This window comes from Sphingomonas sp. PAMC 26605, assembly GCF_000241485.1.
Taxonomy (GTDB): domain Bacteria; phylum Pseudomonadota; class Alphaproteobacteria; order Sphingomonadales; family Sphingomonadaceae; genus Sphingomonas.
Genome location: NZ_JH584241.1, coordinates 2,410,021 through 2,428,486, shown reverse-complemented (window position 1 = coordinate 2,428,486; position 18,466 = coordinate 2,410,021). Strand labels below are relative to the sequence as shown.

The 18,466-nt window shown below is 67.2% G+C and carries 16 protein-coding genes and 1 tRNA gene; 13 read left to right on the top strand and 4 right to left on the bottom strand.

What is annotated here, in order from left to right; translation table 11 throughout:
• Nucleotides 1-2: 2 nt before the first annotated feature.
• The 4 genes from RH90_RS11345 to RH90_RS11330 all read left to right on the top strand — a co-directional run bounded on the left by RH90_RS11345 (nt 3) and on the right by RH90_RS11330 (nt 3,894).
• A complete protein-coding gene (locus tag RH90_RS11345; RefSeq protein WP_010185774.1) occupies nt 3-647 on the top strand; it encodes a YiiX/YebB-like N1pC/P60 family cysteine hydrolase in 645 nt (214 codons plus the stop codon).
• 78 nt (nt 648-725) lie between these two features.
• Nucleotides 726-2,126, top strand: a complete 1,401-nt coding sequence (locus RH90_RS11340) for a serine hydrolase domain-containing protein (RefSeq protein WP_010185773.1) — start codon at nt 726-728, stop codon at nt 2,124-2,126.
• A complete protein-coding gene (locus RH90_RS11335) occupies nt 2,123-3,511 on the top strand; it encodes a leucyl aminopeptidase family protein (protein ID WP_010185772.1) in 1,389 nt (462 codons plus the stop codon). The genes RH90_RS11340 and RH90_RS11335 overlap by 4 nt, the downstream gene beginning before the upstream one ends.
• Nucleotides 3,508-3,894, top strand: coding sequence for a hypothetical protein (locus RH90_RS11330; protein ID WP_010185771.1), 387 nt, complete (start codon nt 3,508-3,510; stop codon nt 3,892-3,894). The genes RH90_RS11335 and RH90_RS11330 overlap by 4 nt, the downstream gene beginning before the upstream one ends.
• An 80-nt stretch (nt 3,895-3,974) precedes the next feature.
• On the opposite strand, the gene RH90_RS11325 is transcribed toward RH90_RS11330, so the two are convergent.
• Nucleotides 3,975-4,403, bottom strand: coding sequence for a hypothetical protein (locus RH90_RS11325; protein WP_010185770.1), 429 nt, complete (start codon nt 4,401-4,403; stop codon nt 3,975-3,977).
• A 387-nt stretch (nt 4,404-4,790) separates the two neighbouring features.
• Here RH90_RS11325 and RH90_RS23435 point away from each other — a divergent pair, with 387 nt between their 5' ends.
• Nucleotides 4,791-4,937 carry a hypothetical protein gene (locus tag RH90_RS23435; RefSeq protein WP_157134574.1) on the top strand — a complete coding sequence of 49 codons (147 nt, stop codon included), beginning with the start codon at nt 4,791-4,793 and terminating at the stop codon, nt 4,935-4,937.
• Between the two features lie 21 nt (nt 4,938-4,958).
• On the opposite strand, the gene RH90_RS11320 is transcribed toward RH90_RS23435, so the two are convergent.
• Both RH90_RS11320 and RH90_RS11315 read right to left on the bottom strand, forming a co-directional pair.
• Entirely contained in the window at nt 4,959-6,305 is a 1,347-nt protein-coding gene (locus RH90_RS11320; RefSeq protein ID WP_157134573.1) for a LysR family transcriptional regulator, read from the bottom strand.
• A 301-nt stretch (nt 6,306-6,606) separates the two neighbouring features.
• Nucleotides 6,607-6,693 (bottom strand) — tRNA-Leu (locus tag RH90_RS11315).
• Between the two features lie 109 nt (nt 6,694-6,802).
• Here RH90_RS11315 and RH90_RS11310 point away from each other — a divergent pair.
• From RH90_RS11310 to RH90_RS11275, 8 genes are all read left to right on the top strand, one after another.
• On the top strand, nt 6,803-7,753 hold the full coding sequence (locus RH90_RS11310) for a complex I NDUFA9 subunit family protein (RefSeq protein ID WP_010185767.1): 951 nt from the start codon (nt 6,803-6,805) through the stop codon (nt 7,751-7,753).
• Nucleotides 7,754-7,776: 23 nt separating this feature from the next.
• Complete coding sequence (locus RH90_RS11305; RefSeq protein WP_010185766.1) at nt 7,777-8,586, top strand: undecaprenyl-diphosphate phosphatase; 810 nt, start codon at nt 7,777-7,779, stop codon at nt 8,584-8,586.
• A gap of 155 nt (nt 8,587-8,741) precedes the next feature.
• Nucleotides 8,742-10,199, top strand: coding sequence for an NAD(P)-dependent oxidoreductase (locus tag RH90_RS11300; protein ID WP_010185765.1), 1,458 nt, complete (start codon nt 8,742-8,744; stop codon nt 10,197-10,199).
• Complete coding sequence (locus tag RH90_RS11295) at nt 10,196-10,777, top strand: DUF2059 domain-containing protein (protein ID WP_010185764.1); 582 nt, start codon at nt 10,196-10,198, stop codon at nt 10,775-10,777. The genes RH90_RS11300 and RH90_RS11295 overlap by 4 nt, the downstream gene beginning before the upstream one ends.
• Nucleotides 10,774-15,285 carry a glutamate synthase large subunit gene (gltB, locus tag RH90_RS11290; protein WP_010185763.1) on the top strand — a complete coding sequence of 1,504 codons (4,512 nt, stop codon included), beginning with the start codon at nt 10,774-10,776 and terminating at the stop codon, nt 15,283-15,285. The genes RH90_RS11295 and gltB overlap by 4 nt, the downstream gene beginning before the upstream one ends.
• A gap of 194 nt (nt 15,286-15,479) precedes the next feature.
• Entirely contained in the window at nt 15,480-15,920 is a 441-nt protein-coding gene (locus tag RH90_RS11285) for a hypothetical protein (protein WP_010185762.1), read from the top strand.
• Nucleotides 15,921-15,992: 72 nt separating this feature from the next.
• Complete coding sequence (locus RH90_RS11280; RefSeq protein ID WP_010185761.1) at nt 15,993-16,664, top strand: glutathione S-transferase family protein; 672 nt, start codon at nt 15,993-15,995, stop codon at nt 16,662-16,664.
• Nucleotides 16,651-16,998 (top strand): tRNA-binding protein, encoded by a 348-nt coding sequence (locus tag RH90_RS11275; RefSeq protein ID WP_010185760.1) that lies wholly within the window; start codon nt 16,651-16,653, stop codon nt 16,996-16,998. The genes RH90_RS11280 and RH90_RS11275 overlap by 14 nt, the downstream gene beginning before the upstream one ends.
• On the opposite strand, the gene RH90_RS11270 is transcribed toward RH90_RS11275, so the two are convergent.
• Nucleotides 16,990-18,462, bottom strand: coding sequence for a hypothetical protein (locus RH90_RS11270; protein ID WP_010185759.1), 1,473 nt, complete (start codon nt 18,460-18,462; stop codon nt 16,990-16,992). The genes RH90_RS11275 and RH90_RS11270 overlap by 9 nt on opposite strands.
• Nucleotides 18,463-18,466 lie beyond the last annotated feature (4 nt).

Here is an 18,466-nt window from a genome sequence, read left to right as displayed (position 1 = left end):
GCGTGACGGTCCCGTCGAGTGCGCTCACCGCGCTGCCCGAACGATCCTATGCCGAGATCCGCCGCCTGGTGCAGACCGGCGATCTCGCGCTCTGCTCTGGCACCCCGCCCTTCTCGCGCGTCATTCAATGGGCGACGAGCAGCCCGTGGAGCCATATCGCGATGGTCGTCCGGCTCGACGATCTCGACCGCGTGATGGTGGTCGAGGCGGTCGCCAAGATCGGTGTGCGCGTCGTGCCGCTCAGCCGCTTCCTGTCGGGCGGCGACGCGCGGCATCGAAAGCCGTTCGCCGGCACGGTGGTGATCGCGCGCCACGCCGATTTCGCGGCGCGCGCCGCCAGCGGTGGCCTGCGCAAACTCGACGGGTTTGCCTTCGACCGGCTCGGCACGCCGTTCAGCGCGTTCGAGATCGCCAAGATCGGCTTCCGCATCTTTCTCGGCGCGTTCGGCGTGCGGGTACCGCGCATGGCGACGCCGACCGACGAATATTTCTGCTCCGAATATCTCGCCGAATGCTACAAGCGGATCGGCATCGCGATCCCGTGGGACGGGCGCGGCTTCATCGCCCCCGATGATTTCGCCGCCGATTCCAAGGTAGAACCCGTCGCGCGCGTCGCCCGCCACCCGTTCGGCGATACGGCGCGGTAAGCACGAACGGCTTTCCGCTTTCCTTTTGCGACCCTGCAGTGACATACCGGCGCTCGTTTCGACCAAGATGGACCGCCCGTGACCCTTTCCCGCCTCGGCCTCGCCGCCGTCCTGCTCGCCACCGCCGCGCCGGCGCTGGCGCAATCGCTCACCCCGGCCGAGACGCAGGCGGTCGATACCACCGTCACCGACGCGCTCGCCAAATCGGGCGTCCCCTCGGCCTCGGTCGCGATCGTGCGCGGCGGGCGGATCGTCTATACCAAGGCGTACGGCAAACAGGCCGAGACCGGCGCGACGCGCGACGACGCGCCGTACCAGATCGCCTCGGTCTCGAAGCAGTTCACCGCCGCCGCGATCCTGCTGCTGCAGCGCGACGGCAAGCTCAGCCTCGACGATCACGTCTCGAAATACGTCCCCGGCATCACCGGCGGCGACACGATCACGATCCGCCAGCTCCTCAGCCACACCGCCGGGCTGCAGGATTACTGGCCGCAGGATTATAGCTTCAAGGCGATGGCGACCCCGGTTACGCCGCAGCAGATCGTCGATCGCTGGGCGAAGAAGCCGCTCGACTTCAAGCCGGGCACGCAGTGGCAATATTCGAACACCGGCTATGTCGTCGCGGGGATGATCGTCGAAAAGGTGTCGGGGCAACCGTTGCTCGATTTTCTCAAGGCGCGGATCTTCAAGCCGCTCGGCATGACCGTCTACGATCAGGATCTCGCGGTCGGCCCCGGCTTCCCGCAAGGCTATGGCCGCGCCGCGCTCGGCCCGGTGCGCCCGGTCACCCCCGCCGCGCACGGCTGGCTCTATGCCGCGGGCGAACTCGCGATGAGCGCACGCGCGCTCGCGACCTGGGACGTCGCACGGCTCGACCGCACGGTCCTCGCGCCGCAGGACTGGGCAACGCAGGAAACCCCGGTCAAGCTCGCCGACGGCACGACCAACGGCTACGGCCTCGGCGTCTCGACCGGCACCGCCAACGGCCGCCGCTTCGTCGAGCATAGCGGCGAGGCGGTCGGCTTCCTGTCCGAAAACATCGTCTATCCCGAGCAGAAGGCCGCGGTCGCCGTCCTCATCAACAGCTGGTCGAGCGACGCCTCGCAGACGATCGCGCAGAAGCTCGCCGGCATCGTGCTTGGCACCGCCCCGGCCGATCCCGCCGATGCGGCGGTACTGGCGTGCGTCCGCACCGCGTTCGACCAGCTGCGCGCCGGCACGCTCGACCGCAGCCAGCTGACCGACGACGCCAATTTCTACTTCACCGCGACGACGCTCGCCGACTACCGCAATAGCCTCGCCCCGCTCGGTGCGCCGACCGCGTTCGTCCAGACCGGCAAGGCGCGGTTGCGCGGCGGCTTCGTCAACCGCACTTACCGCGCGACCTATCCCACGACGACGCTGTCGATCAGCACCTATGCCGAACCCGGCGCCAACGGAAAGCTCGAGCAATTGCTCGTGACCCCCACCCAGCCATGACCGATTTCAGCACGCTGCTCCAACCCGACCGCGGCCAGCCCGCGCGCCTGATCCACGTCGTCCATCCCGACGCGTGGGACGCCTGGCTCGGGGCGCAGCCGCCGCGCATCCGCACGACGGTCGCGGTGCACCGGCTGACCGGCAAGGCGGGCAACCGCGCCGTGCTGCCGGGCGAGAAGCCCGAGGATTGGGCGATGCTGCTGGTCTGCAACGAAAGCCTCGACTCGCCGTGGCGGATCGCCTCGCTCGGCGAGCAACTGCCCGAGGGTACCTATCGCCTCGCCGAGGGCGAGCCCGGCGCGGCGATGCTCGGCTGGTGCCTCGCGCAGCACAAGTTCGATCGTTATCGCAGCGAGGAGACTGCGGTCGGCGCGCGCGTGCTGCTCACCGGCGAACCCGCGCGGATCGAGGAAACCGTGCGAATCGCGAAGGCGACCGCCAAGGTGCGCGATCTCGTCAACACCGCCGCCGCCGATCTCGGCCCGGCCGAGCTCGAAGCCGAAGCCCAGCAGCTCGCCCAGACGCACGGCGCAACGCTGTCGGTGACGAAGGGCGACGCGCTCGAAAAGGGCTATCCGATGATCCACGCGGTCGGCCAGGCCGCCGGGCGCGGGCGCGAGCCGCGGCTGATCGAGCTCGCATGGGGCAACCCCGCGCATCCGCGCATCGCGATCGTCGGCAAGGGCGTGTGCTTCGATTCGGGCGGGCTCGACATCAAGCCGTCGTCGGGAATGCGGCTGATGAAGAAGGACATGGGCGGCGCGGCGCACGCGCTCGCGCTCGCCGGGCTGGTGATGGCGGCGCGGTTGCCGGTGCGGCTGCACCTGCTGATCCCGGCGGTCGAGAACAGCATTTCGGGCAACGCCTTCCGCCCCGGCGACGTGCTGAAGACGCGCAAGGGCCTCACCGTCGAGAACACCAATACCGATGCCGAAGGCCGGCTCGTGCTCGGCGACGCGCTGACGCGGGCTGTCGAGGAAAACCCGACGCTGATCCTCGATTTCGCGACGCTCACCGGCGCGGCGCGTGTCGCGCTCGGGCCCGATCTGCCCGCGACCTTCGCCAATGACGATGCGCTGGCGGCGGCATTGCTCGCGGCCGGCAAGGCGGTCGGCGATCCCTTGTGGCGGTTGCCGCTGTGGGACGGCTATGACGAGATGCTCGCCTCCGACATCGCCGATCTCGTCAACGCCCCCGACGGCGGCTTCGCCGGATCGGTGACCGCGGCGCTGTTCCTGCGCCGCTTCGTCCCCGAGGGCACGCCCTGGGCGCATTTCGACACCTTCGCCTGGCGCCCGTCGGCCAAGCCCGGCCGGCCCAAGGGCGGCGAGGCGCTCGGCCTGCGCGCGGCGTGGGCGATGCTCAAGGGGCGTTTCCCGGCATGATCTACATTCTGATCAACCTCGTGCCGATCCTCGTCGCAACGGCCATCGGGTTGATGCTCGGCGCCGCCTATCACGTCGCGGTGGGCCGCGGGCGGGTCGCGACGAGCGCGATCGTGGTCGCGGCACTCGGCCTGTTCTGGTTCGCCTCGATCCTGGCGGGCGCGCTGATCCTCGCCCCGCCCAAGGCCGCCCCCTGGATCATGGCGGTGGGGAGCGCAGTGGTGATCTGGGCGGGCTTCGTGCTGCCGGTGGTGGCGGTGACGCAGCGCTATCACGGCGCGGCGGCGCGCCGGATCGCGGCGGACAGCCTGTTCTGGCTGGGGACGATGGTGGCGCAGGCGGTGGCAATGAAGCTGATCGGGCTGGTGCCGCCGCCGGTTTGATCGTCGTCACGTCGATAGCGGCGTAACGCCACCAGAGCGGACCCGGGGCCCAGCCACGCGATCCACTTCGATCCGGCCGGTCAGCGGCGCAGCTCGAACCAGTCGCCCGCATCCGCGCTGTACAGCAGCAGGATCGCCAGCGCCTCCAGGCCCAGTTGCAACGCCGACGCGGCGATGACGAGCGTATCGTGCTGCGCCATCGGGTGAATCAGCCCCGCGCCGCGCAGAAAGGCCATGCTGGTGACGAGGCCGAGCAGCCAGCGCAGCGCCAGCGCGTTGCGTGCGTCGCGCGACGCCGCAAAGACGACCAGCCCCATCAGCACCACGGCAAAGCCCAGGCCGACCGCACGGACGAGCTGGATCCGCAGCACCAGCGTCGCCATCGCCGCGGGCGCGAGCGGGAAGGCGAACGACAAAGTGTGGCTGGCGTTATAGGCCAGCGCCGCCGAAAGCAGCAGGCTGAGCGCGAACGCGCCCGCAGACAGACGGATCGAAGGGGACGTCGCCACTGTGTCTGCTCCACGCTATCCTGTTGGCGGCACGGCCTTTCTAGCGCGGCAATGCCTTCACAGCGTTTAACGCCGCGACGTCCCGATCGCCTTTTTGCGCCGGTTGCGGGGGATCGATAGCGACCACGGCGAACGGTCGGTCGGCGCTGCGTCACAGATGACCGCCGCATCGCCGCCGTGCTTACGCGTCGAGCTATCCAAAATGTAGCGCGGACTCGGGATGGCGAGAAGGATGGGAGTCTATCCTTCTTGATCGATAATAGATTTCATGCAGCTCGATCCGGTGCTGGAGGCTCATAACCTCCACGATAGCAATCGGCATCGAATTTCGGAAATCGTTTGCCTAGCTGCTAACCGGGCGCTTTCGAAGTCGACAGACAGTCGGTTATGGATCGATTGTCCGAAGAGCATGGCGTCGCGGTCGCGACGCTGCCTTTCCGGCACTACTGTAATGAAGGCATGCTGCCCCGTTACGGCAAAATGTTCATGAAACTGAAGCGCTTCAAGCGTGCCGATTGGAACGGCGCGTTGTAACGACCAACCGCGGCGCCCCCGCTACACACACGCATCTCGCGACGGACTGGAGGGACGAGCTGCTCCCATGAGAAACGGCGTTTCGGGCAACATCCATAATTTCCATTGCCCGTGCCGCATGTTCGCCCGCCGGTGTTGCAGTTCAGGCCTACCGATCGCGCATGCAGGAGCGGTCAGGCGGCGACGAAGCATGACGGTGAAGGCTTGAATGGCGCGCGACGGATTGCGGGTCCGGAGCTGGACGACGCTAATCGGCACTGGAGGTGTCTCGAACGCCCGCAACTGGCGGACAAGGCTCCCGTCGGCGACATGCTGCTCGACATGATACTCGTTCACCATCGCCAACCCGACCGATCGCACGTCCGCGCTGACCGCTGCCTCGCCATCGTCGACCGTCAACCGAGTCGGAAGGCTCATCGTCCGCTCGACCCCGTCGATCAGGAAGCGATAGCTAAAGCGGACGGACGTGCCGGGCGCGACATAGCCGACAATGCTATGGCGCTGCAGGTCGTCCGGGTGCGCAGGTACGCCATAGGTCGCGAGATATTCCGGCGAGCCGCAGAGGACGAACCCGGTCCCGCTGACGCGCGCGGCGATCAGGCTGGAGTCCGGCAGGTGGCCGATCCTGACGGCCAGATCGACACCGTCCTTCACGAGATCGACTGGGCGATCGTCGAGACGGACCTCGACTTCGACCTGCGGGTATTGCCGCACATAGTCGGCGATGACCGGCAGCACGCGAAGGCGGACGAACGCGCGAGAGGCGCTGATGACGAAGCGGCCTTGCGGCACTGCCGCACCCTCCGCCGCCTCGCGCGCGGCCTGGTCGAGATCGGTGAGGATCGCCTTGCACCGGGCATGGAATAGTAGGCCAACGGATGTCGGGCGGACCGAGCGGGTCGTTCGCGCGAAGGGCGTCATGCTGAGCTGCGCCTCGAGCCGCGCGACGGCCTTGCTGACGCCCGCAGAAGTGAGGCCGAGCGCCGTCGCCGCGGCCCGAAAGCCCCCCTGGTCACCGACCGCGACGGACGCGCTGATCGCTGCGATATCCATGGTAAACGCACCGCTCATCCCGATCCTGCCGCCAGTTGTCCAATCGCCCGACGCCCCCCCCACCGCCGAAGCTGCCACCACCGCCTTTAGTAAAGCCCCCACCGCCCCAACCATTATCGGAAATCGGTCGTTGCGTGTTTGTGTTCGGGGACGGACGAGGGGACGTGTCGGACGCCCTTGCTGTGGGTGTCGGGCCCGGGCGTGGCCGCTGTCGATTGGTCGTCGAACGAGTTTCGCGCGACCATTCTTCGCGAGATAACGCACCGCCGCCCGATCCCCCGCTGCTGCGAACGCCGCCACCTCCGCCTTGGCCATAGTTACGCCCCGACCCAGCAAAGGTGAACTGACCGTCCGCGGGATCATGCCAAGGATTAAATTTGAGTTCGACGTCGTCGGCAATGGTGACGGTCGGCCATCTGCCGGTCCGCAGCCAGATCGAAAAAGCGCGTCGCCGCTCGTTATAAGTTATGGGAATCATGCCACGCTCACTGGCTCGCGCAGCGAGAACATTTGAGCAACATTTTCCTACAAGTCAATCGGCAGTTGCGGCGACCGACGGCGAAAAGCCTAGGCGGTTGCCCGGCCTTGCACTGCACAACGTCCGATTTCGCAAGAATGGTGCCCGGAAGAGGACTCGAACCTCCACGCCCTTGCGAGCGCCAGCACCTGAAGCTGGTGCGTCTACCAATTCCGCCATCCGGGCACTGGGTAGGTGGCGGGCCTTAGGGGAGGCGAGTCGGCCTTGTCAACACACTGTATGCTGGGGCAAGGGCTGACCACCCCAAGCGAATGGCAGGCACAAGGCGCACGCGATGAAGAATACATTGGTTACGCTGATCGGCGGCGGAGGGTTCCTCGGCCGCTATGTCGCACAGGCGCTGCTCGACAGCGGCGCGCGCGTGCGAATCGCGCAGCGCGATCCGCGCCAGGCGTTTTTCCTCAAGCCGCTCGGCGGGCTCGGCCAGACGCAATTCGCGGTTGCCGACATCACCAAGCCCGAATCGATCCGGCGCGCGGTCGCGGGATCGGATGCGGTGGTCAATCTCGTCGGGATCCTCAGCGGCGACTTCAAGAAGATCCAGGTCGATGGCGCGCGGATCGTCGCCGAGGCCGCCGCGGCGGCGGGCGTCGGCGCGCTGGTGCATCTTTCGGCGATCGGCGCCGACCCCGCCTCCCCCTCGGCTTATGGGCGTTCGAAGGGCGAAGGCGAGGCCGCGGTGCGTGCCGCCTTCCCGAGCGCGACAATCCTGCGCCCGTCGATCGTGTTCGGGCGCGAGGACCAGTTCGTCAATCGCTTCGCCGCGATGGTCGCGACCGCTGCTTCGATGCCGCTCGTCCATGTCGTCCCCGTGCTGCGTGCCGGCACCAAGTTCCAGCCGGTCTATGTCGGCGACGTGGCGGACGCCGTGATGGCGGCGCTCGCCCACCCCGAGTTGGCCGCCGGCAAGACGCTCGAGCTCGGCGGGCCCGACATACTGTCGATGGGCGCGCTGGTGCGCTGGATCGCCAAGGCGACCAATCGCACGCCGCATATCGTCGAGCTGCCCGACGCGATCGGCGGCGCGATCGCCGCGGCGGGGTTCCTGCCCGGTGCGCCGATCACGCAGGATCAGTGGAAGATGTTGGCAATCGACAACGTCGTTTCGGCGACCAACGGGCTAGAGCTGCTCGGCATCACGCCGACGCCGCTCGACGCGGTCGCGCCGGGCTGGCTGGTGCGCTATCGCAAGGGTGGCCGGTTCGCGGTGCCGGCGGCGGCATAAGCGCCGTCTTTTAGGGGGATTTCGTGGGCGACATCATCAACATCATCCTGCTCGGCATCGTCGAGGGGGTGACCGAATTCCTGCCGGTGTCGTCGACGGGACACCTCATCCTTGCGACCAAGCTGCTCGGCTATGACGCGGCGCGCTGGGAGGTGTTCAACATCGTCATCCAGCTGGGCGCGATTTTGGCGATCGTCGTGCTGTACTGGCGGACGTTCCTCGCGGTCGCGATGGGGCTGGCGCGGCGCGATCCGGTGGCGCTGCGCTTCGTGCGCAACATTCTCGTCGCGTTCGTTCCAGCGGCGGTGCTTGGCCTCGCGATCCACAAGCAGATCGAGGCATTGCTCGGCAATGCGCTGGTGGTGTCGGTCGCGCTGGTCGTCGGCGGGATCGCGATTATCGCGGTCGAGCGGCTCGCGCCGAAGAGCGACATCGTCGGCGTGGCCGACATCCCGCTCGGCAAGGTCATCGGGATCGGCTGCCTGCAATGCCTGGCGATGGTGCCGGGCGTCAGCCGCTCGGGCGCGACGATCCTCGGCGCGCTGGCGCTCGGGGTCGAGCGGCGGACCGCGGCCGAGTTCAGCTTCTTCCTTGCCATCCCGACGATGCTTGGCGCGACCACGCTCGAGCTCGTCAAGAACCGGCACGAATTGGCGAGCGGGCATGGCGTGGGGCTTGGCGCGATCGGGCTCGGTTTTCTGGTCGCTTTTGTCGTCGCGTTGCTCGTGGTGAAGTGGTTCGTTGGCGTGGTGACCCGCCACGGCTTCATTCCGTTCGCTTGGTATCGGATTATTGCGGGAAGTGCCGCGTTCATATGGCTTATGACTATTTAGACCGGTACGGTCCTAATATCGCAACCTCTGTGCTCACAGTGTTATCGCAGCACGTGGCTAGCGAAATAAATAGGTAAGCGATACTGTCGGATATTACGTTTTCGTAATGACAGCGTGACGATCGCTCGATATTTGCGCGCTTGAAAGGTGCGCAAATGGCTGACACGTCGCTGCTGAAATTCGTCGATCGCGAGCAGGCCTATCCTGCCAAGCGCGAGCCCGAGCTCCGCGCGGAGGACTTTCGCGAAATCGCCGAGCGCTATCCCGTGCCCGACGCCGAGGCGCAGGCCGGGCGCTGCTCGCAATGCGGCGTGCCGTATTGCTCGGTGCACTGCCCGCTGCACAATCATATCCCCGACTGGCTGCGGCTGACCGCCGAGGGCCGGTTGCGCGAAGCCTATGAGCTGAGCAACGCGACCTCGACCATGCCCGAGATTTGCGGCCGAATCTGCCCGCAGGACCGCCTGTGCGAAGGCAATTGCGTGATCGAATTCTCGGGCCACGGCGCGGTGACGATCGGCGCGGTCGAGAAGTTCATCACCGACACCGCGTGGGAAGAAGGCTGGGTCGAGCCGCTCGTCCCAGGCCGCGCGCGCGGGCAATCGGTCGGCGTGATCGGCGCGGGTCCGGCGGGCCTCAGCGCCGCCGAATATCTGCGCGGTAACGGCTACGATGTGCATGTCTATGACCGCTACGATCGCGCCGGCGGGCTGCTGACCTATGGCATCCCCGGCTTCAAGCTCGAAAAGCCGATCGTGATGCGCCGCGTCGAGCGGCTCAAGGCTGCCGGAATCGTCTTCCAAGCGAATTTCGAGGTCGGCCGCGACGCCAGCATGGACGCACTGCGCCAACGCCACGACGCGGTCCTGATTGCCACCGGCGTGTATCGCGCCCGCGCGATCAAGGCGCCAGGGGTCGAGGCGGAAGGTGTCGTCGACGCCCTCGCCTTCCTCACTGCGTCCAACCGCAAGGGCTTCGGCGACGCTGTGCCGAGCTTCGACGATGGCAGCCTCAACGCCGCGGGCAAGCATGTCGTGGTGATCGGCGGCGGCGACACCGCGATGGACTGTGTCCGCACCGCAATCCGTCAGGACGCCGCGTCGGTGAAGTGCCTCTACCGTCGCGACCGCGCCAACATGCCGGGGTCGCAGCGCGAAGTCGCCAATGCCGAGGAGGAAGGCGTCGAGTTCGTCTGGCTGTCGGCGCCCGAGAGCTTTGCCGGCGAAGGCGCGGTCTCCACCGTCAAGGCGAGCGCGATGCGGCTCGGCGCGCCCGATGCTTCGGGCCGCCGCGCGCCCGAAATCGACCCGGCGGGCGGGTTCGAGCTCAACGCCGATCTCGTCATAAAGGCGCTCGGCTTCGACGCCGAGGATCTGCCGACGCTGTTCGGCGCGCCCGAGCTGACGGTGACGCGCTGGGGCACCGTATTGGTCGACAACAAGACGCTGATGACGTCGCTCGACGGCGTGTTCGCGGCGGGCGACATCGTGCGCGGTGCGAGCCTCGTCGTCTGGGCGATCCGCGACGGCCGCGATGTCGCGGCAAGTATGCACCGCTATCTCAAGGCCAAGGCGGTCGCGGCCCAAGCCGCAACCGCCAAGGTGGCTGCATGATGCGGCGGTCTTACGACCGCGCGCAGCGCTGGGGCGTCGCGCTCGGCATCGGGCTGCTGGGCATGGCGTCGGTCTCGGCGCAGACTCGCCCTTCCCCGCTGCCCGCGCCCGCTGCCAATGCCGATGCCGCAGCGGACTATGACGCGCGCCGCGCGGCGGCGGCACGGTTGCTCGTCGTCAGCCGCTTCCGCGCGCGCCAGGCGGTGCTAATCAAGGACGCGATCCGCGCCGCCGAATCCGAGATGACCGAGGAATGCCTTAACCGCGCCGCGGCGGGCCGCGACATGAAGCCGTGCGAGGCGCTCGTCAGCCCGAGCCCCGCGATCAAGGCGCGTATCGTCGCCAGCGAAACGGCGATCCTCGACGATCTGATGGCAGCAAGCCAGACGATCTATGCGCGACGCTTCACCGCCGCCGAGATGGATGAGATCGCGCGCTTCTTCCGCACGCCGGTCGGCCAGCGCTACGCTTCGATTTCTCCGCAGCTCCTCAACGAAGTGCAGATCCGCAAGCGCGAGATCGTGCGTCGCTATCTGATCGCCGCCGCGTCAGCCGACATCAAAGGGTCCCAACGATGACCGACCAGCACGCCTATCTCGCCGAACACGGCATGTACCGCCCCGAATTTGAGGGCGATGCCTGCGGCGTCGGCCTCGTCGCCGCGACCGACGGCACGCCCTCGCGCCGCGTCGTCCAGTCGGCGATCGATGCGCTGAAGGCGGTGTGGCACCGCGGCGCGGTCGACGCCGACGGCAAGACCGGCGACGGCGCCGGGCTGCACATCGACCTGCCGCTCAAATTCTTCGACGATGCGATCGCCGCGTCGGGGCATCGCCCGCTGCCCAACCGGCTGGCGGTCGGCATGATCTTCCTGCCGCGCACCGATCTCGGCGCGCAGGAGGCGTGCCGCACGATCATCGAGAGCGTGATCATCGACGAAGGCTATACCATCTATGGCTGGCGCCAGGTGCCGGTCGACGTCTCGGTGATCGGCCAGAAGGGCCTCGCGACGCGGCCAGAGATCGAGCAGATCATGATCGCCGGTCCCCTCCCCGACGATGCGAGCGCCGCCGAGTTCGAGAAGAACCTCTATCTCGTCCGCCGCCGGATCGAGAAGCGCGTGATCGCGGCGCAGATCCAGGGCTTCTACATCTGCAGCCTGTCATGCCGCTCGATCATCTACAAGGGGCTGTTCCTCGCCGAATCGCTGTCGATCTTCTACCCCGATCTGCGCGATCAGCGTTTCGAGAGCCGCGTCGCGATTTTCCACCAGCGCTATTCGACCAACACCTTCCCGCAATGGTGGCTGGCACAACCGTTCCGCACGCTCGCGCACAATGGCGAGATCAACACGATCCGCGGCAACAAGAACTGGATGCTCAGCCACGAGATCCGCATGGCGAGCCTCGCGTTCGGGGAGCATAGCGAGGACATCAAGCCGGTGATCCCGGCGGGCGCCTCCGACACGGCGGCGCTCGATGCGGTGTTCGAGGCGATCTGCCGCTCGGGCCGCGACGCGCCGACCGCCAAGCTGATGCTCGTCCCCGAGGCGATGGCCGATTCGATCGACATGCCCGCCGACCATCTCGCGATGTACCAGTATCTCGCCTCGGTGATGGAGCCGTGGGACGGCCCCGCCGCGCTCGCGATGACCGACGGCCGCTGGGCGGTCGCCGGCATGGACCGCAACGCGCTGCGGCCGCTCCGCTATGTGCGCACGATCGACGGCTTGCTGATCGTCGGGTCGGAGAGCGGGATGGTCGTCGTTCCCGAATCGACCGTGATCGAGAAGGGCCGGCTCGGGCCGGGCCAGATGATCGCGATCGATCTCGACGAGGGCGTGCTGCTCCACGACCGCGCGGTGAAGGACCGCATCGCGGGCGAGCATGACTATGCCGGCATGATCGGCGAATTCACCAGCATCGCCGACCTGCCGCTCCCCGAGGGCGACCCGATCACGCGCTTCGACCGCGCCGACCTCACGCGCCGCCAGGTCGCCGCGGGCCAGACGCTCGAGGATATGGAGCTGATCCTCGCGCCGATGGTCGAGGGCGCCAAGGAAGCGATCGGCTCGATGGGCGACGACACGCCGCTGGCCGTCATTTCGGACAAGCCGCGCCTGATCAGCCAGTTCTTCCGGCAGAATTTCAGCCAGGTCACCAACCCGCCGATCGACCCTTTACGCGAACGCCATGTCATGTCGCTTAAGACGCGCTTCGGCAATCTCGCCAACATCCTCGACACCGAGGACCGGCGCGACGGCGTGCTCGTGCTCGAATCGCCCGTGCTCGACGGCGCGGCCTGGGCCAAGCTGAAAACGCATTTCGGCGCGCAGGCGGCGGAGATCGACTGCACCTTCGAGGCCGGCGGCGGCCCCGAGAAACTGCGCGCCGCGATCGCACGGATCCGCGCCGAGGCGGTCACTGCGGTGCGCCAGGGGCATAGCGAACTGTTCCTGACCGATCGCAACATCGACCCCGAGCGGATCGGCATCGCCGGCGTGCTCGCAGCGGCGGCGGTGCATACGCATCTCGTGCGGATGGGCCTGCGCTCGTACGCCAGCATCAACGTGCAGACCGCCGAATGCCTCGACACGCATTATTATGCGGTGCTGATCGGCGTCGGCGCGACCACCGTCCATGCCTATCTCGCCGAAGCGTCGATCGCCGACCGCCACGCGCGCGGGCTGTTCGGCGAGCTGAGTCTCGAGGAATGCCTCGCGCGGCATCGCCATGCGGTCGAGGAGGGTCTGCTCAAGATCATCTCGAAGATGGGGATCGCGGTGATCTCGTCGTACCGCGGCGGCTACAATTTCGAGGCGGTGGGCCTCAGCCGTGCGCTGGTCAACGATCTGTTCCCGGGCATGCCCGCGAAGATTTCGGGCGAGGGCTACGCCTCGCTCCACCTCAACGCGCAGCTGCGCCATGACAAGGCGTTCGACGAGGGCGTCGCGACGCTGCCGATCGGCGGCTTCTATCGCCAGCGTCACACCGGCGAGACGCACGCTTACTCGGCGCAGCTGATGCACCTGCTGCAGAATGCGGTCGCGACCGACAGCTATTCGACCTACCTGCAATTCTCGCGCGGGGTCGAGGGCCTGCCCCCGGTCTATCTGCGCGATCTGCTGCAGTTCAACTTCCCCACCGAGGGCGTTCCGGTTGATCAGGTCGAAGCGATCACCGAGATCCGCAAGCGCTTCGTGACGCCCGGCATGTCGCTCGGCGCGCTCTCGCCGGAGGCGCACGAGACGCTCGCGATCGCGATGAACCGGATCGGCGCCAAGGCCGTGTCGGGCGAAGGCGGCGAGGACAAGGCGCGCTATCAACCGTACGCCAACGGCGACAACGCCAATTCGGGCGTCAAGCAGATCGCGTCGGGCCGCTTCGGCGTGACGGCGGAATATCTCAACGCCTGCGACGAGATCGAAATCAAGGTCGCGCAAGGCGCAAAGCCCGGCGAGGGTGGGCAGCTGCCCGGCTTCAAGGTGACCGAGTTCATCGCCAAGCTGCGCCATGCGACGCCCGGCGTGACGCTGATCTCGCCACCGCCGCACCACGACATCTATTCGATCGAGGATCTCGCGCAGCTCATCTACGACCTCAAGCAGATCAATCCGGTCGCGCGCGTCTGCGTGAAGCTCGTCAGCTCGGCGGGCATCGGCACCGTCGCGGCGGGTGTCGCCAAGGCGCATGCCGACGTGATCCTGATCGCAGGGCATGTCGGCGGCACCGGCGCCTCCCCGCAGACCAGCATCAAATATGCCGGCACGCCGTGGGAAATGGGGTTGTCCGAGGTCAACCAGACGCTGACGCTCAACGGGCTGCGCGGGCGCATCAAGCTGCGCACCGATGGAGGCCTCAAGACCGGCCGCGACATCGTCATCGCCGCGATTCTCGGTGCGGAAGAATTCGGCATCGGTACGCTGTCGCTCGTCGCGATGGGCTGCATCATGGTGCGGCAGTGCCATTCGAACACGTGTCCGGTCGGCGTCTGCACACAGGACGAGAAGCTACGCGCCAAGTTCAGCGGCAGCCCTGAGAAGGTCATCAACCTGATGACCTTCATCGCCGAGGAAGTCCGCGACATCCTTGCCCGGCTCGGCTTCCGCAGCTTGGACGAAGTGATCGGCCGCACCGAACTGCTCCGCCAGGTCAGTCGCGGTGCCGAGCATCTCGACGATCTCGATCTCAACCCGATCCTCGCCAAGGTCGATGCGCCCGACGATCAGCGGCGCTTCAGCCTGACCGGTCGCCGCAACGAAGTGCCCGACAGCCTCGACGCGCAGATCATCAAGGATGCGGCCGCCGTGTTCAGCCGGCGCGAGAAGATGCAGCTGACCTATTCGGTGCGCAACACGCACCGCGCGGTCGGCACGCGGCTGTCGAGCGAGATCACGCGGACCTTCGGCATGTCGGCGCTCGCCGACGGGCACGTCCATGTCCGCCTGCGCGGCTCGGCCGGGCAGAGCCTCGGCGCGTTCCTGTGCAAGGGCATCACGCTCGAAGTGTTCGGCGATGCCAACGACTATGTCGGCAAGGGGCTGTCGGGCGGGATCATCGCGGTGCGCCCGGTGGTGAGCTCGCCGCTCGCATCGCAGGACAATACGATCATCGGCAACACCGTGCTCTATGGCGCGACCTCGGGCAGCCTCTATGCCGCAGGGCAAGCGGGCGAGCGCTTCGCGGTGCGCAATTCGGGCGCAACCGTCGTGGTCGAAGGCTGCGGCGCGAACGGGTGCGAATATATGACCGGCGGCACCGCGGTGGTGCTCGGGCCGGTCGGCGCGAACTTCGGCGCTGGCATGACCGGCGGAATGGCGTTCGTCTATGACGCCGACGGCAGCTTCGCCCGGCGCGCCAATCCCGAGAACATCACCTGGAACCGGCTGTCGTCGCTGCATTGGGAGGCGGTGCTGCTCGGGCTCGTCCGCGCGCAGCATGCGGCGACCGATTCAAAATGGTCGGGGGCCTTGCTCGACGATTGGGGTCGGGTGGTCGAGCATTTCTGGCAGGTGGTGCCGAAGGAGATGCTCACCCGGCTGAGCCACCCGCTCGACGATCGGGTGGAGCAGGTCGCGGCGGAGTAGGTCACGTCTTGCCCGTCACCCCCGCGAAAGCGGGGGTCCCGCTTCTGCTTCCGGCGGCGGTAGAAGAAGCGGGATCCCCGCTTTCGCGGGGATGACGGGGGGAGGTTCGTTCGTTGTCCTGCACTCGCTAGTCGACAAAACGCCCCGAATCGTGCTACGCGCTCCGCTCGATCGGGGGCGTTCGAGGGTTGATTATGCGTCACATTCTGCTCGGTCTGCTCGCTTGCGGCATCGCCATTCCGGCCTTCGCCAATGACAGCGCCCCACCCCCGCCGCGCCCGGCCCCCGATGCCGCGCAGGTCGGCGCGCTGCTGTCGAGCCCGCTCGTCCAGGAAATTATCGCGACGACGGTCGATCAATATGCCGACGCCTTGCTCGAAACGCATGTCGGCCCGCTCGCCAAACTGACCGACACACGCGACCATGTCCGCCCCGAGGACACGCTCGGCGATCTCGCCGCGCGCAGCCACCCCGACTATCGCCGCGACCTGCACAATCAGACGCGCCATGCCGTCGCCGCTACAGGCCAGGCCGCGCGCGACATCGCCAGCCTCAGCGCCGAGCTCAAGCACACCACCGAGCGCCTGCGCGCCGCGCTCGCGCTGACCCAGGCCGAGGTCAACGCAGTCCGTTGATCCGTGGCCGTCGGCCGACACAAAGTCGTGTGACGCCTTCCCCTCCCGGCCTGTGCGTTCTACCAAGCGGGCATGTGGCAACTCTACCAATTCCCGCTCTGCCCGTTCTCGCGTAAGGTCCGGCTCCTGCTCGGTGAGAAGGGCGTCGGGTGTGAGCTCGTGCGCGAAAACCCGTGGGAGCAGCGCGACGAATTCCTCGACATGAACCCCGCGGGCCAGGTCCCGGTGATGACCGACCCGCAGCGCGGCATCCGCCTGATGGATTCGATGGCGATCTGCGAATATCTCGAGGAGACGGTCGAGAAGAACGCGATGATCAACGGCACCGCGGTCAACCGCGCCGAAATCCGTCGGCTCGTCGCCTGGTTCGATTCGCAATTCTTCGCCGATATCGTCGCGCCCTTGCTCCACGAGCGGATGGAGAAGCGCCTCGTCACCAAGGAGCCGCCCGATTCGAAGCGGCTGCGCGATGCGATGAAGGCGGCGGTGCGCCATCTCGATTATACCGATTATTTGCTCGACCATCACAATTGGATGGCCGGCGCGACGATGAGCCTCGCCGATCTGGCGGCGGCGGCGCAGATTTCGGTCGCCGATTATCTCGGTGGGATCGACTGGCGCAACCACGAGCAGACCGCGAAATGGTATCGCGGCTTCAAGAGCCGTCCGAGTTTCCGTCCCCTGCTGTCCGAACGGATGGAAGGCATCATGGCGCCGAAACATTATGACGATGTCGATTTCTGAGCAGGTCACTTTGGACGATTTCGCGAAACTCGACATTCGTGTCGGGACGATCGTCGAGGCCTTGCCCTTCGCGCAGGCGCGCAAGCCCGCCTATCGGCTGACGATCGATTTCGGCCCCGAGATCGGCATCAAGCGCTCCTCGGCGCAGATCACCGCGCGCTATGCGCTCGAGGATCTCCCCGGGCAGCAAGTCGCGGCGGTGGTCAACTTCCCGCCGCGCCAGATCGGCCCGATGATGTCCGAAGTGCTGACGCTCGGCTTCCCCGATGAAAACGGCGAGGTCGTGCTGATCCAGCCGAACCTCCCCGTGCCCAATGGCGGTCGCCTATACTGAGCCGCGGCGCTCGGCGCGACGCGTCCACCACAACATCAGGCCGAGCATCGGCAGCGCCAGATCGAGATACAGGAACAGCCCGAGCCACGGCGACAGGCCCCAGTAAAGGCTCGGCACGGTGTTGAGATAGCCGTGCGAGAGCAGGCCCAGGATATTGCGCGACCAGACCGGCGTCGTCATGCCCTCGGGTGCGAAAATGTCGGTCGCGGCGACGATGAGGTTGATCAGCATCGAGAGGCCAAGCAGCGCCGCGGACCCGCTCCGAGCCGACGGCCGCCGCAGCGCGACCCAGAACGGCGCAAGGCCGAGCGCGAGGAACGGGATCGCCGGCACCGAATGGCGCGGGCCGACCGAGGCGCCGCCGTCCCAATAGGCGTAGGATGCGTTGATCGACAGCACGATGACGATCATCGCGACGCACAGGATTCCGAGATCGCGGGTCGCAGGCGCGCGCACCAGCTTCACCACGCCGACCCCGCCAAGCAGCAGGATCGGCGCGACCCAGAACAGCCCGCGCCGCACGCCGAAGGTGATCCCGAAGAGCGCCGCCGGCTTGGGATAGGTCAGCCCGAACAGCCCCTGGTTCATCCCGCTGAAGCCGACCACGCCGGTATAGCCCGTCATGAACGGCGTTCCGAAGGCGAACTGATTATAGGCGAGCATCGGCGCCACGCCGACGAGCGCGGTCGCCACAGCGACGAGATACAGCCGCCGCCGCGTCGGCCACGCCGCTCCACGGCTGCGCCACAGCGCCCAGCCGCCGATCACCAGGCCACCGAGCGCCGCCTGGAATTCGATCGTCACCGCCCAGCCAAGCGCCGCCCCCGCCATCAGCGGATAGCGCCAGCGCGCGAGTTCGCGCGCGCCCGACGTCCCGCGCCAGATCGCCCAGGTCGCGATCATGAACAGCGCAGCGACGGGCGCATGGCCGAACAGCGTCGTCGACCAGCCCCATACGACCGACCCCAGCGCATAGCCGAGCGCGGCGAACAGCCCGGCGGCGGGGCTGCCGGTGATCCCGGTGCCGAGATCGAGCAGCAGCACCGCGGCAAAGGCGGTCAGGATCGCCGCGCTGCAAGCGACCGCGAGTTGCTGACGCAACCGCAGGAACTCCGCGAGCCGGGGATTGGTGACGTCGATGATGGTATCGTACGACCGCACGCCGGTGACCGTGTTGGTCGCCCACACCACCGGCGCGGCCATCAGCGTCATGCCTGGCGCCTTGTCCATATAGTAATGCGTGACCGGCCCCTGCTTGAACTCGGCCTTGTCGATCGTCAGCGTCTGGTAGCGGTCGATCGTCGCCTCGCCGCGCTCGACCAAAGCGAGCGCGCCGAACATCCGCGTCGCGCTGTTGGGGTTGAACTCGAACGAGCCGAACCAGGCGCACGACAGCCACACGAGCGCGAACAGCAGCAGCGCGACCGCATGCGGCGCGCGAACGATCGGAGCGGATGGTGTCATCGGG

What these genes read in the sequence shown, in the direction of transcription:
- RH90_RS11335 (WP_010185772.1), top strand. Translation starts at nt 2,123, where the DNA reads ATGACCGATTTCAGCACGCTGCTCCAACCCGACCGCGGCCAGCCCGCG.
- RH90_RS11275 (WP_010185760.1), top strand. Translation starts at nt 16,651, where the DNA reads ATGTCGATTTCTGAGCAGGTCACTTTGGACGATTTCGCGAAACTCGAC.
- RH90_RS11310 (WP_010185767.1), top strand. Translation starts at nt 6,803, where the DNA reads ATGAAGAATACATTGGTTACGCTGATCGGCGGCGGAGGGTTCCTCGGC.
- RH90_RS11300 (WP_010185765.1), top strand. Translation starts at nt 8,742, where the DNA reads ATGGCTGACACGTCGCTGCTGAAATTCGTCGATCGCGAGCAGGCCTAT.
- RH90_RS11285 (WP_010185762.1), top strand. Translation starts at nt 15,480, where the DNA reads ATGCGTCACATTCTGCTCGGTCTGCTCGCTTGCGGCATCGCCATTCCG.
- RH90_RS11320 (WP_157134573.1), bottom strand. Translation starts at nt 6,305, where the DNA reads ATGGCCAAGGCGGAGGTGGCGGCGTTCGCAGCAGCGGGGGATCGGGCG.
- RH90_RS11295 (WP_010185764.1), top strand. Translation starts at nt 10,196, where the DNA reads ATGATGCGGCGGTCTTACGACCGCGCGCAGCGCTGGGGCGTCGCGCTC.
- gltB (WP_010185763.1), top strand. Translation starts at nt 10,774, where the DNA reads ATGACCGACCAGCACGCCTATCTCGCCGAACACGGCATGTACCGCCCC.
- RH90_RS11330 (WP_010185771.1), top strand. Translation starts at nt 3,508, where the DNA reads ATGATCTACATTCTGATCAACCTCGTGCCGATCCTCGTCGCAACGGCC.
- RH90_RS23435 (WP_157134574.1), top strand. Translation starts at nt 4,791, where the DNA reads ATGGATCGATTGTCCGAAGAGCATGGCGTCGCGGTCGCGACGCTGCCT.
- RH90_RS11270 (WP_010185759.1), bottom strand. Translation starts at nt 18,462, where the DNA reads ATGACACCATCCGCTCCGATCGTTCGCGCGCCGCATGCGGTCGCGCTG.
- RH90_RS11280 (WP_010185761.1), top strand. Translation starts at nt 15,993, where the DNA reads ATGTGGCAACTCTACCAATTCCCGCTCTGCCCGTTCTCGCGTAAGGTC.